General features: G+C 73.5%; 12 protein-coding genes. 6 read left to right on the top strand and 6 right to left on the bottom strand.

Annotation, left to right across the window (positions count from 1 at the left end; all coding sequences use genetic code 11):
• The first annotated feature begins 59 nt into the window (after window positions 1–59).
• The 3 genes from ACZ3ZD_RS11460 (at window position 60) to ACZ3ZD_RS11450 (ending at window position 3,798) form a co-directional block, all read left to right on the top strand.
• Complete coding sequence (locus ACZ3ZD_RS11460) at window positions 60–1,685, top strand: ABC-F family ATP-binding cassette domain-containing protein (RefSeq protein ID WP_467395548.1); 1,626 nt, start codon at window positions 60–62, stop codon at window positions 1,683–1,685.
• Window positions 1,686–1,818: 133 nt separating this feature from the next.
• Entirely contained in the window at window positions 1,819–2,595 is a 777-nt protein-coding gene (gene ddaH, locus ACZ3ZD_RS11455) for a dimethylargininase (RefSeq protein ID WP_467395547.1), read from the top strand.
• Between the two features lie 228 nt (window positions 2,596–2,823).
• Window positions 2,824–3,798 (top strand): acyl-ACP desaturase, encoded by a 975-nt coding sequence (locus tag ACZ3ZD_RS11450; protein WP_467395546.1) that lies wholly within the window; start codon window positions 2,824–2,826, stop codon window positions 3,796–3,798.
• A 93-nt stretch (window positions 3,799–3,891) separates the two neighbouring features.
• Here the strand turns inward: ACZ3ZD_RS11450 and ACZ3ZD_RS11445 are convergent, their stop codons facing one another.
• Window positions 3,892–4,137 (bottom strand): WhiB family transcriptional regulator, encoded by a 246-nt coding sequence (locus ACZ3ZD_RS11445; protein ID WP_467395545.1) that lies wholly within the window; start codon window positions 4,135–4,137, stop codon window positions 3,892–3,894.
• Between the two features lie 236 nt (window positions 4,138–4,373).
• Between ACZ3ZD_RS11445 and ACZ3ZD_RS11440 the strand changes: the two genes are divergently transcribed.
• Entirely contained in the window at window positions 4,374–5,165 is a 792-nt protein-coding gene (locus tag ACZ3ZD_RS11440) for a VOC family protein (RefSeq protein ID WP_467395544.1), read from the top strand.
• Between the two features lie 22 nt (window positions 5,166–5,187).
• Here the strand turns inward: ACZ3ZD_RS11440 and ACZ3ZD_RS11435 are convergent, their stop codons facing one another.
• Window positions 5,188–6,264: a LacI family DNA-binding transcriptional regulator gene (locus ACZ3ZD_RS11435; RefSeq protein ID WP_467395543.1), complete on the bottom strand. Its 1,077-nt coding sequence runs from the start codon at window positions 6,262–6,264 to the stop codon at window positions 5,188–5,190.
• A 185-nt stretch (window positions 6,265–6,449) separates the two neighbouring features.
• Window positions 6,450–7,463, bottom strand: a complete 1,014-nt coding sequence (gene ligD / locus ACZ3ZD_RS11430) for a non-homologous end-joining DNA ligase (protein ID WP_467395542.1) — start codon at window positions 7,461–7,463, stop codon at window positions 6,450–6,452.
• Window positions 7,464–7,536: 73 nt separating this feature from the next.
• Between ligD and ACZ3ZD_RS11425 the strand changes: the two genes are divergently transcribed.
• Window positions 7,537–8,616, top strand: a complete 1,080-nt coding sequence (locus ACZ3ZD_RS11425; protein ID WP_467395541.1) for an ATP-dependent DNA ligase — start codon at window positions 7,537–7,539, stop codon at window positions 8,614–8,616.
• A 26-nt stretch (window positions 8,617–8,642) separates the two neighbouring features.
• Here ACZ3ZD_RS11425 and ACZ3ZD_RS11420 read toward each other — a convergent pair whose 3' ends face one another.
• Both ACZ3ZD_RS11420 and ACZ3ZD_RS11415 read right to left on the bottom strand, forming a co-directional pair.
• Complete coding sequence (locus ACZ3ZD_RS11420; protein ID WP_467395540.1) at window positions 8,643–9,833, bottom strand: zinc-dependent alcohol dehydrogenase; 1,191 nt, start codon at window positions 9,831–9,833, stop codon at window positions 8,643–8,645.
• 182 nt (window positions 9,834–10,015) lie between these two features.
• The gene (locus ACZ3ZD_RS11415) at window positions 10,016–12,700 is read right to left on the bottom strand and encodes an ATP-binding protein (protein WP_467395539.1); all 2,685 of its coding nucleotides are present in this window, start codon (window positions 12,698–12,700) and stop codon (window positions 10,016–10,018) included.
• Between the two features lie 300 nt (window positions 12,701–13,000).
• Here ACZ3ZD_RS11415 and ACZ3ZD_RS11410 point away from each other — a divergent pair, with 300 nt between their 5' ends.
• On the top strand, window positions 13,001–14,113 hold the full coding sequence (locus tag ACZ3ZD_RS11410; RefSeq protein ID WP_467395538.1) for a DUF2510 domain-containing protein: 1,113 nt from the start codon (window positions 13,001–13,003) through the stop codon (window positions 14,111–14,113).
• Window positions 14,114–14,262: 149 nt separating this feature from the next.
• Here ACZ3ZD_RS11410 and ACZ3ZD_RS11405 read toward each other — a convergent pair whose 3' ends face one another.
• Complete coding sequence (locus tag ACZ3ZD_RS11405) at window positions 14,263–14,877, bottom strand: TetR/AcrR family transcriptional regulator (RefSeq protein WP_467395537.1); 615 nt, start codon at window positions 14,875–14,877, stop codon at window positions 14,263–14,265.
• Window positions 14,878–15,009 lie beyond the last annotated feature (132 nt).

Below are 15,009 nucleotides of genomic sequence, written 5' to 3'. Positions count from 1 at the left end.
CGCCTCGCGGTGTCTCCCTACGCGTCCACCCGAACGCTCACACCCCTCGCGAGGCGCCCATGTCCGCATCCCTCACCGCCCACTCCCTGTCCTTCGCCTGGCCCGACGGCACCGTCGTCCTCGACGGCCTGGACATCGCCTTCGGCCCCGGCAGGACCGGGCTCGTCGGCGCCAACGGCTCAGGCAAGTCGACCCTGCTCAAGCTGCTGGCCGGGGAACTCGTCCCGGCCGACGGCACCGTCCGCGCGGCCGGCGAGATCGGCCACCTCCCGCAGAACGTCACCCTCGACACCGCGCTCCGCGTCGACCAGGCCCTCGGCATCGCCGAACAGCGGCGCGCCCTGCACGCCATCGAGGCGGGCGACGTCGCCGACGAGCACTTCGAGACCGTCGGCGACGACTGGGACGTCGAGGAACGCGCCCTGGCCACCCTCGGCGAACTCGGCCTCGGCCACATCGGCCTGGACCGGACCGTCGGCGAGGTGTCCGGCGGCGAGTCGGTGCTGCTGCGGCTCGCCGCGCTGCTGCTGCGCCGCCCCGACGTCCTGCTGCTGGACGAGCCCACCAACAACCTCGACCTGTACGCACGCCGGCGGCTGTACCAGGCCGTCGCCTCCTGGCCGGGCGTCCTGATCGTGGTCAGCCACGACCGGGAACTGCTCGACCTGGTCGACCGGATCGCGGAGCTGCACTCCGGGGAGGTCACCTGGTACGGCGGCAACTTCTCGGCCTACGAGGAGGCCCTGGCCGTCGAGCAGGAGGCGGCCGAGCGCATGGTGCGCGTCGCCGAGGCCGATGTGCGCAAGCAGCGGCGCGAACTGGCCGACGCCCAGGTCAAACTGGCCCGCCGCAAGCGGTACGGCCAGAAGATGTGGGACGCCAAACGCGAACCGAAGATCGTCATGGGCGCGCGCAAACGCGCGGCCCAGGAGTCCGCGGGCAAGCACCGCATCATGCACCAGGAGCGGCTCGCCGAGGCCCGGGAGCGGCTGGACGACGCGGTGGAGGCCGTACGGGACGACGACGAGATCCGCGTCGACCTGCCCTACACCGCCGTACCGCCCGGCCGGCAGGTGCTCACGCTGGAGAACCTGGAAACGGCCTGCCACGCGCGCGTGGAGGGCGTTCTCGACCTGCGGGGCCCCGAACGGATCGCCCTGGTGGGCCGCAACGGCTCCGGGAAGACGACGCTGCTGCGGACGATCGCCGGGGAGCTGGCGCCACTGGCCGGCACGGCGACGGCGCACGTCCCGCTGCGGTTCCTGCCCCAGCGGCTGGACGTGCTGGACGACGCGCTGTCGGTCGCCGAGAACGTGGCCCGGTTCGCGCCGGACGCCACCCCCAACCGGATCCGGGCCCGTCTCGCCCGCTTCCTGTTCCGGGGCGCGCGGGCCGACCAGCAGGCGGGCACCCTGTCGGGCGGCGAGCGTTTCCGGGCGGCCCTGGCCGCACTGATGCTCGCCGAGCCCGCACCGCGCCTGCTGCTGCTGGACGAGCCGACCAACAACCTCGACATGGCCAGTGTCCGGCAGCTGACCACGGCCCTGGAGTCGTACCAGGGAGCGCTGGTCGTCGCCGGTCACGACCTGCCGTTCCTGGAGTCGATCGGGATCACCCGCTGGCTGCTGATGGAGGGAGGGGTGCTCAGGGAGACGACACCGGAGGCGCTCGGGGACCCGGCCTGACCGGTCGGCGACGTCCCGGGGCGGGCGGCGAGGTTTTGTCCTGGCCCGAGCGCCCTGCATGATGACGGACCGGCGCCGTTGTGCTCGGCGCCGGACACCGCACCATCGCACCGACCGATTCGAAAGGCCCCTCGTGCCCAGCAAGAAGGCCCTCGTCCGCCGCCCCGGTCCCCGCCTCGCCGACGGCCTGGTGACGCACGTCGAGCGGGAGAAGGTCGATGCCGGTCTCGCCGGCGAACAGTGGGAGGCCTACGTCGAGGCCCTGCGCACGCACGGCTGGGAGACGATCGAGGTCGAACCGGCCGACGACTGCCCCGACGCGGTGTTCGTCGAGGACACCGTCGTCATGTACCGGAACGTGGCGCTGATCACCCGGCCCGGCGCCGAGTCCCGGCGGGCGGAGACCGCCGGCGTCGAGGAGGCGGTGGCCCGCCTGGGCTGCTCGGTGAACTGGATATGGGAGCCGGGCACGCTGGACGGCGGTGACGTGCTGAAGGTCGGCGAGACCGTGTACGTCGGCCGCGGCGGGCGGACCAACGCGGCCGGCGTGCAGCAGCTGCGGGCGGCCTTCGAACCGCTGGGCGCCCGTGTGGTCGCCGTGCCCGTGAGCCGGGTGCTGCACCTGAAGTCGGCGGTGACCGCGCTGCCCGACGGCACGGTCATCGGGCACATCCCGAAGATCGACCGGCCGTCACTGTTCCCGGGCTTCCTGTCGGTGCCGGAGGAGTCCGGCGCGCACGTGGTGCTGCTCGGCGGCAGCAAGCTGCTGATGGCGGCGAGCGCACCGAAGACCGCCGAGCTGCTGACCGACCTCGGCCACGAGGTGGTGACGGTCGACATCAGCGAGTTCGAGAAGCTGGAGGGCTGTGTGACCTGCCTCTCGGTGCGGCTGCGCGAGTTGTACGCCTGACCGGACGGTCGCGACGCCCCGACGGCCCCGGGACCTGCGGCTCCCGGGGCCGTCCGGCGCACCCGGGGTGGGCCGGGAGGATGGGCTGATCAGCGGTTCCTTACGGCCGCCTTAACCTACGGCTTCGTAACCTACGGGTTCGTACCCTACGATCACGTAGGTTTTCCGGCACCGCTCGCCGGACCGTCCCCTTCCACTTCCTTTGTTCGGCGTCCCCCTGGAGTTCCCGTGACGATCACTTCCCCTCACCTCGGCAGCCCGTCCGTCTGGACCGACGCGCGGCTGCTGTACGCGCTGGAGGAAGTGGTCGAGAAGGAACTGAACCGGCACCTGCAGGTCGCCAAGGACTGGATGCCGCACGAGTACGTGCCGTGGAGCGACGGCCGCAACTTCCCGGGCCTGTTCGAGGACGGCGAGGCCTGGGACAAGGAGCAGTCCAAGGTCACGGAGATCGGCCGTATCGCCCTCGTGGTCAACCTGCTGACCGAGGACAACCTGCCGAGCTACCACCACGAGATCGCCACGCTCTTCGGCCGCGAGGGCGCCTGGGGCACCTGGGTGCACCGCTGGACGGCCGAGGAGGGCCGGCACGGCATCGTCATGCGGGACTACCTGCTGGCCTCCCGCGCGGTCGACCCGGACCAGCTGGAACGGTTCCGCATGGCGCACATGAGCGAGGGCTTCGAGTCCGACAACCGGCACTCGATGCTGCACTCGATCGCCTACGTCGCCTTCCAGGAGCTGGCCACGCGGATCTCGCACCGCAACACCGGCCACCAGTCCGGGGACCCGATCTGCGACCGCATGCTGGCGCGCATCGCGACCGACGAGAACCTGCACATGGTCTTCTACCGCAACCTGCTCAAGGCCGCCTTCGAACTGGCCCCCGACCTGACCATGCGGGCGGTGCGGGACGTCGTCGTGGACTTCCGCATGCCCGGTCACGGCATCCCCGGCTTCGAGCGGGCCGCCGCGCAGATGGCCATCGGCGAGGTCTACAACCTGCGTATCCACCACGACGACGTGCTGCAGCCGGTGCTGCGCTTCCTGAAGGTCCTGGAGATCGACGGGCTCGGCCCCGAGGGGCTCCAGGCCCAGGAGGAACTCGGGCTGTACATGGGCGGCCTGGACGCGGAGGCGGCGAAGTTCGACGCGAAGCTGGCCGCGCGCAAGGCCCGGATGGCGGCACGCGCAGCGGGCTGACGGCACGCGCGCGGGGCGCGGTGTCCATGGCCGGCGGGGCCTGCAGGGCTCACGGGACCCGTGGGTCCGGTCGGCGGTGGTGTCGCGGTGGTGTCAGTGGGCGGTGCGGCGCAGGGCCAGGCGTTCCTTCTCCGAGAGGCCGCCCCAGACGCCGAACCGCTCGTCGTGCGCCAGCGCGTACTCCAGACAGGCCGGGCGCATCTCGCACATGGCGCAGATGCGCTTCGCCTCGCGCACCGAGCTGCCGGGGTCGGGGAAGAAGAAGTCCGGCCCGGTCTGCGCGCACAGGGCCTGCGCCTGCCAGGTCTCGTCGGCCGGGGTGAGGGTGTCGAAGTGCATGGCCAGGAGCCTGCCCGACGCCGGAAAACGTTCGATCAACGCCGGCTCAACGGCACGCCCAGGGGTCCTCGGCCGCCCCGATGATGCTCCCCCGGCCCGGCACGCGCACGGCGGCGCGCGGAGCCGGTACGACATGCGGGCGGCGCGGTGTGCCCGAGGGCCCCGGCGGCGATTGTCAGTGGGCGGTGCGAGACTCGGCAGTGCACAGGACGGGACCCCTTGCGAGGAGGGCCGAGATGCTCACCACCCGTTTCGTCGACGGCGCGCCCAACTGGACCGACGTCACCAGCCCCGACATCGACGGCACCGTCTCCTTCTACGGCGGCCTGTTCGGCTGGGAGTTCCGGTCGGCGGGGCCGGACGCCGGCGGTTACGGCTTCTTCCAGCTGGACGGCCGGACCGTGGCGGGCGGCGCGCCGGCCGGCCCCGGGCAGGCGCCCCCGGCCTGGACGGTGTACTTCCGCACCGAGGACGCCCAGACCACCGCCGAGACCGCCGAACGGGCCCACGGCAGAGTGCTGTTCCCGCCGACGGACGTGATGGACCGGGGCCGTATGGCGGTCCTCGCCGACCAGGCGGGCGTGCACTTCGGCATCTGGCAGCCGGGGCGGACCAAGGGCGTGGACGTGGCGAACGAGCCGGGCGCGCTGTGCTGGGTCGAGCTGTACACGCCGGACATCGCGGCGGCCGCCGCGTTCTACCGGCGGGTGCTCGGCCTGGAGACGTCCGGGGTGCCCTTCCCCGGCGGGACGTACACCTGCGTCAACCCGGACGGCGGCGGGGAGGACGCGATGTTCGGCGGGATGGTGGACCTGGCCGACGATCCGGCCGGGAAGGAGTCCGGTCCGTACTGGCTGCCGTACTTCGAGGTGGAGGACACCGACGCCGTGGTGGCGCGGGCCGAGCGGCTCGGCGGGGCGGTGCGGATGCCCGCGACGACCGTGGCGGGCGTGGGCCGCATGGCCAGGCTGGCCGATCCGTACGGGGTCCGCTTCGCGGTGATCAGGAGCGAGCCGGGGCAGGGCTGATCCCGGCGGGGTGCCGCCGCGGTCACGCGGAGGCGCGGCGTATCAGGGTCGTCGGCAGGATCACTCCTCCGGCCGGTGCGTCCGGGCCGCCGGCCGTCGCGCGGTCCCGGTCCCGGCCGTCGGACAGACCCCGGAGCAGCAGGCGGGCCATCAGCCGGCCCATCTCCTCGATGTCCTGACGGACCGTGGTCAGCGGGGGGTCGGTCTGCTCGGTGACCGGCAGCATGTCGTCGAAGCCGACCACGGCCACGTCCTCGGGCACCCGCCGGCCGCTCTCGCGCAGCACCCGGAGCGCGCCGAGCGCGGTGAGGTCGTTGGCGGCGAACACGGCGTCGACGTCCGGGCAGCGCTCGAGGAGTTCCCGCATGGCGCGTTCGCCGCCGGACGGGGTGAAGTCGCTCTCCACGACCAGCAGGGGATCGCTCTCGCCCAGCACGTCGGCCATGACCTGCCGGTAGCCGTCGAGCCGGTCCACCGCCGAGGTCTGGTCCAGCGCCCCGGTGAGGTGCGCGACGCGCCGGCGGCCGAGGCCCAGCAGATGCCGTACGGCCGCGCGCGCCCCGCCCCGGTTGTCGCAGTCGACGTACACCACGCCCGGGTCCTCCGCCCGCGCGTCCGCGCCCCAGTCGGGGCGTCCGCCGAACACGGTGGGCACGCCGGCGTCGCGGATGAGACCGGGCAGCGGGTCGTCCAGGTGCAGGGAGAAGACGAGCGCGCCGTCGACATGCCCGCCGGCGAGGTACCGGGCCACCCGCGCGTGGTCGGCGCGGCCCTCGGTGAGCAGCAGCACCAGCTGGTTGTCGTGTGCGGTCAGCTCCTTGCTGATGCCGCGCAGCTGGAGGGCGAAGAAGGGGTCGGCGAACACCCGGGCCTCGGGCTCGGCGATGACGACCGCGACGGCGTCGTGGCGCCGGGTGACGAGGCTGCGCGCCGCCTGGTTGGGCACGTAGCCCAGTTCCTCCACGGCCCGCCGGACCCGCTCGGCCAGCGGCTCGCGGACCCCGTCGCCGCCGTTGACCACGCGGGACACGGTGGCCCGGGACACCCCGGCCCGCGCGGCCACGGCCTCCAGCGTGGGACGCGACACTGCCTCGGTCACTTCGGGACTCCTCCTCGGCGGCTGGCGATCAGAATAGCCGCGCGCCGCCGGTCCGGCCGGTGCCCGGAACACTCGGTACGCGCCTTCACCGGGTACGCGTCGGGGCCGGGCGGCAGGCCGGGGATGAGCGCGGTGGCCGTGCCGGGGAACGGCAGGCCGGTGCGGACCCGCTGCCGCGCCGCCCGTCAGGGCTTCTGCCGGGCCCGGCTCGGCTGGACGCGGGTGGGTTCGCCGGGCATCTTCGGGTACTCCGGCGGGTACGGCAGGTCGCCGAGGCCGTGGTCGTGCTCGTCCCGGCGGGCCAGTTCCAGCAGCGCCTCCAGGGAGTGGGCGTGGTCGTCCATGCCGGCGTGCACGTCGCCGAGTTCGGCGAACCGGGCCGGCATGGTGGCCAGGTCGAAGTCCCGGGGCTCGGCCACGCCGACCTCCTCCCAGCGCAGCGGCGCCGAGACGGGGGCGTGCGGGCGGGGGCGTACCGAGTAGGCGGAGGCGATGGTGCGGTCCCTCGCCGTCTGGTTGTAGTCGAGGAAGATCCGGCGCCCGCGTTCCTCCTTCCACCACTTGATGGTCACCTGGTCGGGCATCCGGCGTTCCATCTCCCGGCCGACCGCGATCGCCGCGCGGCGCACCTGGGTGAAGGTCCAGCGCGGCTCGATGGGCACGAAGACGTGCAGGCCCCGGCCGCCGGAGGTTTTCGGCCAGCCGCGCAGGCCGCCGAACTCGTCCAGCACGGCCCGCAGTTCCTGGGCGGCGCGGGCCGCGTCGGCGTAGTCGGTGCCGGGCTGCGGATCGAGGTCGATGCGCAGTTCGTCGGGGCGGTCCACGTCGGTGGCGCGCACCGGCCAGGGATGGAAGGTGAGGGTGCCGTACTGGGCGGCCCACACCACGGCGGCCTCCTCGGTGGGGCACATCTCGTCCGCGCTGCGCCCGCTGGGGAAGGTGATGTGGGCGGTCGGGATCCAGTCGGGCATGCCCTTCGGGGCCCGCTTCTGGTAGAACCACTCGCCGCCGACGCCGTCCGGGTAGCGCTCCAGGGTGGTGGGCCGGTTGCGCAGGGCGCGCAGGATGCCGGGGCCGACGGAGGCGTAGTACCGGGCGAGGTCCAGCTTGGTGAAACCGCGCTCCGGGAAGAACACCTTGTCCGGGCTGGACAGCCGTACCGTCCGGCCGCCCACGTCGAGTTCCACCGCATCACCCATGCGGCCACGGTAGGCGCACCCCGCACAGCGCGCATACCGGGCGAATCCATAGGTGTGCGAGCAGAATCGAGACATGGATCTCCCCGTCATGCCGCCCGTGAAGCCGATGCTCGCCAAGTCGGTGGCGAAGATCCCGCCGGGGATGCACTACGAGGCCAAGTGGGACGGATTCCGGTCGATCGTGTTCCGGGACGGGGCCGAGGTCGAGCTGGGCAGCCGCACGGGGAAGCCGCTGACCAGGTACTTCCCCGAACTGGTCGCGGCGCTGAAGGAGCGGGTGCCCGAGCGGTGCGTGCTGGACGGGGAGATCGTGATCGCGCGCGCCGGCCGGCTGGACTTCGACGCGCTGACCGAGCGGATCCACCCGGCGGCCTCCCGGGTGCGGATGCTCGCCGAGAAGACCCCGGCGTCCTTCGTCGCCTTCGACCTGCTGGCCCTGGACGACCACGCCCTGCTCGACGTACCGCTGACCGACCGCCGCGCCCTGCTGGACCGGGCCCTCGCCGGGGCCACCCCGCCGGTGCACCTGGCGCCCTCCACCACCGACATCGAGGTGGCCCGGCAGTGGTTCGACCAGTTCGAGGGCGCCGGCCTGGACGGCGTCGTGGCCAAACCGCCCACCCTGCACTACCTCCAGGACGAGCGGGCCATGTTCAAGATCAAGCACGAGCGGACGGCGGACGTCGTGGTCGCCGGGTACCGCTTCCACAAGAGCGGCCCGGTGGTCGGCTCGCTGCTGCTCGGCCTGTACGACGAGAGCGGCCGGCTCCAGCACGTCGGCGTGTCGGCCGCGTTCGCCATGAAGAGGCGCGCCGAGCTGGTCGAGGAGCTGGCGCCGCTGCGGATGGACGACGTCTCCGGGCACCCGTGGGCCGCCTGGACGGACGAGGCCGCGCACGAGACGGCCCGGCTGCCGGGTGCGCCGAGCCGCTGGTCCGGGAAGAAGGACCTGTCCTGGGTGCCGCTGCGGCCGGAGCGGGTGGCCGAAGTGGCCTACGACCACATGGAGAACGGGCAGCGGTTCCGGCACACCGCCCGCTTCCGCCGCTGGCGCCCGGACCGGACGCCGGAGAGCTGCACCTACACCCAGCTGGAGGAGCCCGTACGCTACGACCTCGCCGCGATCCTCGGCGAGAAGGAGGACCGCGGCTGAGCCCGGCGCCGGCCCCGGCCGCCCTGCTACGGCTGCATGAGGATCTTGACGGCGCCGTCCTGCTTGCGCTGGAACATCTCGTACGCGTGCGGCGCCTCCGACAGCGGCACCCGGTGCGTGGCGAAGTCGTCGACGCCGAGGGTGTCCTCGTCCGTCAGGTAGGGCAGGATCAGGTCGGTCCAGCGGCGGACGTTGGCCTGGCCCATGCGCAGCTGGATCTGCTTGTCGAACAGGGTGAGCATCGGCATGGGGTCGGCCATGCCGCCGTAGACACCGCTGAGCGAGATCGTGCCGCCGCGGCGGACCAGGTCGATGGCCGTGTACAGGGCGCCGAGCCGGTCGATGCTGAAGCGTTCCGCGAGCGGCGCGCTCAGCTTGCGGGGCATCAGCGCGGTGGCCGTCTGGGCGAGTTTCGCGGCGGCACTGCCGTGCGCCTCGGTGCCGACGGCGTCGATCACCGCGTCCGGGCCCCGGCCGGCGGTCTCGTCCCGGATGGCCTGGACCAGCGACTTCTCGTTGTCGAAGGCCCTGAGGTCGAACGTCTCGACGCCCCGCCGCTGCGCCCGGGCGAGCCGCTCGGGCACCAGGTCCACGCCGAAGACACGCTCGGCCCCGCGGGCCAGGGCGATCCGGCACGCCATGTCACCGATCGGGCCGAGGCCGAGGACCGCGAGGGTGCCGCCGGGCGGGACGGCGGCGTACTCGACGGCCTGCCAGGCGGTGGGCAGCACGTCGGAGAGGTACACGAACCGGTCGTCCGGCGGGCCATCGGGCACCTTGATCGGCCCGAACTGGGCCTGCGGGACGCGCAGGTACTCGGCCTGGGCGCCGGGCACGGAACCGTACAGGCGGCTGTAACCGAAGATGGCGGCGCCCATGCCCTCGCCGGTGACCTGGGTGGTCTCGCACTGGGTGGGCAGCCCGGTCAGGCACATCCAGCAGTCGCCGCAGGCGATCTGGAACGGCACCACGACCCGGTCCCCCACCGCGAGGTCCGGCACTCCCGGGCCGACCTCCTCCACGATGCCCATGGGTTCGTGACCGAGGACGTCCCCCGGGGTCATGAACGGGGTGAGCACCTCGTACAGGTGCAGGTCGGAGCCGCACAGTCCGGTGGACGTGATGCGGATGACGGCGTCGGTGGGTTCCTCGATCCGCGGGTCGGGCACCTCCTCGACCCGGACGTCCCGTTTGCCCTGCCAGGTGACTGCCTTCATGGGCTCGCACTCCCTTGGTCGCGTACGGCCGCCTCCGGTCGCATACGGCCGTGCGTGGTCGCGTGTCGTCGCGCGCACGTACGGCCGCGTCCCGCGTCCCGGTGCGGTGGCCGCCGGGTACCCGCCCGCCTCTCCGCCGAACCCACGGCCCGCGTCCCGGGGGCGCACAAGGGAGACGCCCTCTACCGCAGCCCCCGTCCCGTCTCCAGTACCTCCCGTGCCCGGGTCACGAGACCCTCCGCGCCGCACGCCCGGGCGAGGTCCAGGCCCCGGCGCAGTTCCGTTGCCGAGCGGGCGGCGATGCCGTACTCGACGCGGGCCGCCGCGTGCTCGTACTGGCAGGGCGAGGCCTCCAGGTAGGTGACGGCGCGAGCGGCGAGCTGAACCGCGCGCCGGCCCGTTTCCAGGGCGGCCGCGCACCGCAGGGCCTCGCCGATGGCGGTGTCCGTGCCGAACCGCTCGGCCTGCCGGCGGGCGTCGGCCGCGAGCCGGGCGGCCCGGGCCGGATCCTGCCCGGCGAGCGCCTTCGCGAGCTCGACGGACCAGGGGGCGAGGACCGGGTTGTGACCGCCGCGGGAGACGGCCGTCTTCTCGGCGGCCTCCAGTTCGTTGATGCCCTCCTCGGTGCGGCCGACGGCAAGGAGCAGCCGGCCGCGCACGGAGCGGATGTCGGGCAGCACGATGGTGGACGGGTACGGCGGCACGAAGCCGTACTGTTCGGCGACCGACCAGGCCTCCTCCACCCGGCCCCGGGCCAGCAGGGTGTCGACCAGTCCGCAGCTGGCCGACCAGTACAGAGGCAGCCGGCGGCCGACGCGTTCGGCGAGGGCCAGGGCCTCGCGGAGGGTGGACTCGGCGTCGCGGAGTCGGCCCTGTCTGCGGTAGGCGAGCCCGAGGAAGGCGTTGGCCAGGGAGAGGTGGCCGCCGCGCCAGCCGGCCGTGGTGTAGACGCGGCGGGCCTCGGCGAACAGGCTCTCGGCGCGGTCGAGCCGGTCGGCGTAGGCGTACGCGCTGCCGAGCATCATCAGCAGCTCCATGCCCCACTCGGGGTCGGTCCAGCCGAGCCCGGGCGCGAGCCGGCCGTTGACCAGGGCGCGGTCGCACAGTTCGATGACCATGTCGGCGCTCTCGCCGTGGGTCATCGCGTCGAAGCCGCGCAGGATCAGCAGGGCGCGTTCGGCGTTGTCCCGGCCGGTGCAGGTGCCGGCCAGTTCGGCGAGGCGCCGGGAGCGGGCCGGGGAGACGGTCTCGCCGTGGATGCCCTCCCACATGAACTGGAACGCCTGCAGCCGCATCCGCACCGGCCCCGCCTCGTGCCGGGCGGCTTCGGCCTCGACCGTGCGGACGGCCTCGTCCAGCTGGTCGTTGTGGAGCAGCGCCTGCGACAGTCGCACGACGGCGTCGACCCGGTCGTCGCCGTCCAGGCCGGGCATGCCGAGCGCGCTCTGCAGCTGGTCGATGGTGACGGCGGGGTTGGTCAGCAGGGTGGCGCAGCCCAGCTCGTAGAGGACGCGCGCGTGCACCTCGGGGCGGGGCGGCTCCTGAAGCGCGCGTTCCAGGCAGCGGCGGGCCGCGTCGGGCGCGCCGACGGCGAGGTGTTCGCGGGCGGCCTCGCGCAGCTGCTCCACGAGTTCCTCGTCGTCGTCCGGGTGCACCTTGAGCAGGTGCCGGGCGGCCTCGGCGGCGCCCCGGTCCAGCTCGGTGATGATCTGCGCGGCGACGCCGTGCATGGCCGTGCACACACCGGGCGGGATCGAGTCGTAGACGGCGGTGGCGATGAGCGGGTGGACGAACTCCAGCTCGCCGACGGCCGGTTCGGCGCCCGCGGCCGGCTCGGGCTGGGTGAGGATGCGGGCGTTGCACAGCAGTTCGGCGCAGTGCTGGGCGAGTTCGTCGCTCATGGTGGCGAGGCGGGCGACCATGTCGACGCTGATGCCGGTGCCGAGGATGGCGGCGGCCCATGCGAACCGGGTGGCCTCCAGGCCGAGCCCCTTGATCCGGTCGACCAACCCGCCGCCGCGGGCCGCCCGATTGAGGGCGCGCAGCTCGGCGGCCCGCGCCTCGACCGGCTGGAGTTCGCTGTCCTGGACCTTGGCGAGGAGTTCGACGGTGTCGTAGGGGTTGCCGCCGGTGACGGCCCAGACCTCGCGGCAGAACGGGTCGTCGGCGTGCCGGCCGAGGGTGGCGCGGGTGAGCCCGGCGGTGGCGTCCGGGGTGAGGGCGCTCAGGTTGTGGACGGGGCGGCCCGCCGCGGCGGCCACGCCGTCCAGCAGGCGGGCGCTGTCGCCGCTGACCTCGCCGGGACGGCGGGCGACCACCACGAGCACGGACACGTCGTCCAGGCGTTCGGCGAACGCGGCGAGCCAGCGCAGGGTCTCCTGGTCGGCCCAGTGCGCGTCGTCGAGGAGGAGGACCAGCGGCCATTCGCGGCGGGCCAGCCGGCGCACCGCGGCGACGAGACCGTCACAGACGTACTGCGGGTCGGCGTTGTCCCCTCGCGGTTCGGCTATGCCGAGGGCGGGGCCGGCGATGTCGTACCAGTCGCCGAGGTACTCGCGGGCCTCCTCGGGGAGTAAGGACAGCAGCGCCGGCTGGAGCAGCTGCCGTACGACGTGGAACGGGACCGATCTGAGCGTCTCGGCGCCGCGGGCGGACCAGACGGCGCAGCCGCGGCGCTCGGCGATGCGGCGGATCTGGGCCAGCAGCGCGGTCTTGCCGAGTCCGGCCTCGCCCCGCAGGACCAGCAGGCTGCCCGCGGACGACTGGTCCGCGCACAGGACGTCGATGGCCTGCGCGACGGTGGCGATCTCGGCGTCCCGCTCCCACAGGGGAGCCGAGCCGGCCGCCGACGGCCGTCCCTCCGTCATTCCGTTACCTCCCCGGGCCCCGTCATCCCGTTACCTCCCCAGGTCGCCCGAATGACGTACAGGGACCGAGCGTAGCCGTCCGGCGGTGCCGGTGGTGGCCGGTCGGGGCAGCTGTTGCCCGGCCGGGTGAAAGAGGGTGCGGGCGGTCGACGCGCGGGCCCGCCCGACCAGCGGGCCGGGTGTCAACAGGGCGGCCGGTGCGACGCGGCCGGGCAGCGAACCGGGCGGAACACCGCGGTCCGCGCACCGGGTCGCCGATCCTCTCATCCCACTTTCACGGTCACCTCATACGGTGGGGGCATGACGCAGGTGACTCCTCCCGGGTGGTACCCCGACCCCGGTCAGACGCACGACGGCCCGCCCACCGAGCGGTGGTGGGACGGCAAGGCCTGGACGGACCAGACCCGCCCCGCCGGCACGGCCGCGGCCTGGGGTCCCCCGGGCCTGCCGGCGGCGGACGGCCCGCAGCCGGTGAACGGCCCGCAGCCGGCCGGCTCGGTGCCCTCGGCGTCCGCGGGGTACGGCGCCCACCCGGGATACCCGCAGTATCCGGGGTATCCCGGATTCCCCGCGCAGCCGCCGGCCGGGCCCCGGCGGGGGCTGCGCACGGGCATAGCCGTCGCGGTGACGGCCGCGGTCCTGGCGTGCGTCGGGGTGGGCGTGTACGTCCTCGCCAAGGACGACGGCACCGGCGGCGACCGGGCCGGCTCGCAGCAGGCGCCGGGCGGCGGGCAGAACGGCGGACCGGGCGGCTCGGGCGGTTCCGGGGGCTCGGGTGGCTCCGGCGGTTCCGGTGGCTCTGGCGGTTCCGGTGGTCCCGGCGGTTCCGGGGGCCCGGGCGGGACCGCGCCGTCCCCGGGGCGGTCCGAGGCGCCGAAGGTGCCGGGCGGCGGCTCGGTACCGGACCGGGTCAACGGGATCAGCCTGCCCGTACCGAAGGGCTGGACGGGACAGGCGATCGACGTCGGCGCGCAGGTGACCTCCGGCGACTCCTACAAGTGCCCGGGCGACACCAGCCAGACCTGCACCGCGGGCGGCGCCTACACGGCTCCGGCGCTGGTGCTGGGCACCAAGGGCGACACGGCCGAGGAGGTCGCCAGGGCGGACATCGCGGCCAACGCCAAGGAGTCGTACGGCGGCACCACCTACGGCAGCATCACCTCGCACCGGCAACTGGCCTCCGAGGCGGTGACGGTGGCCGGGCAGAAGGGCTACCTGGTGCGCTGGAAGGCGGTCACCAGCAAGGGCGCCGACGGCTACGTCGAGTCGGTCGCCTTCCCCTCGCCCAACGACACCCGGCAGATCGTGGTGGTCCGCTTCGGCGTGGACGCCGGGCAGAACCTGTCGGTCATCGACGACGTCCTCAAGGGAATCAAGGTCTCGTCCGGCGGCGGGAACGGCCAGAACGTCTGAGCCCGGCCCCCGGGACACGGATCGGCCGGATGGGGTTCCCCTCCGCTCAAGAGGAACCCCACCCGGCCGGGGGTGCGCGCCGCCCCCGTCCCCACGGTGCGGCGCGGGCAGGTCACCGTCCAGTCATCCCGTGGACGGCGGCCTGGGTCTCACGTCAGTCCGAGCGCGGGCAGCACGGCGGCCTCCACGAACCGGAGCAGGTAGTCGGCGTCGGCGTACTGACCGTTGAGCACCGGCCGCACGCGCAGCACGCCGAACATCATGGCGGGGATGTACTCCAGGGCCGGGTGGCCCGCCCGGACCTCACCCCGGGCGACGCCCCGGGCGAGGATCTCCTCCAGGGCGGCGATCTCCGGGTTCACCAGCGCCTCGCGCAGCGCCTGCGCCAGCTCCTGGTCGGTCGTCCACGCGTGCCCCAGCGCCTGCAGCAGCCGGGTGTCCTTGCCGGACCAGTCGCCCGCGGCCAGCGCGGCCTGACGCAGGTCCTCGGCGAGTGAGCCGGTGTCGATGCCGTCGAACCGCACCCGGCGGTTGGCGCGCAGCGCCGCGGCGACGAACTGCGGCTTGGTCTTCCACTGCCGGTAGAGCGTGGACTTGCTGCACCGGGTGCTGGCGGCGATGCCCTCCATGGTGACGGAGTCGTAGCCGCACTCACGGATCTGTTCCAGCACGGCGTCGAAGAACTCCCGCTCACGCTCCGGCGTGATCTTGGAGCGGCGCGAGGCGACGACCGTGTCCGGTCCCTCCGCGGCCTGCGACGTCATGCGGTGCTTCCCCTCACTCGAGCCCGATACCAGTGTGTCGCACTTCAATCGATACGCCAGTGTACCGGTACTCGATCGTATCGGTACACTGACGTATCGGTACACTGTCGTATCGGTACGTCAACGTATCGA

The sequence above is a fragment of the Streptomyces sp. NPDC023481 genome, from assembly GCF_055560195.1.
The sequence above is the reverse complement of the archived record's forward strand: the minus strand, read 5'-3'. Positions and strand labels throughout refer to the sequence as shown.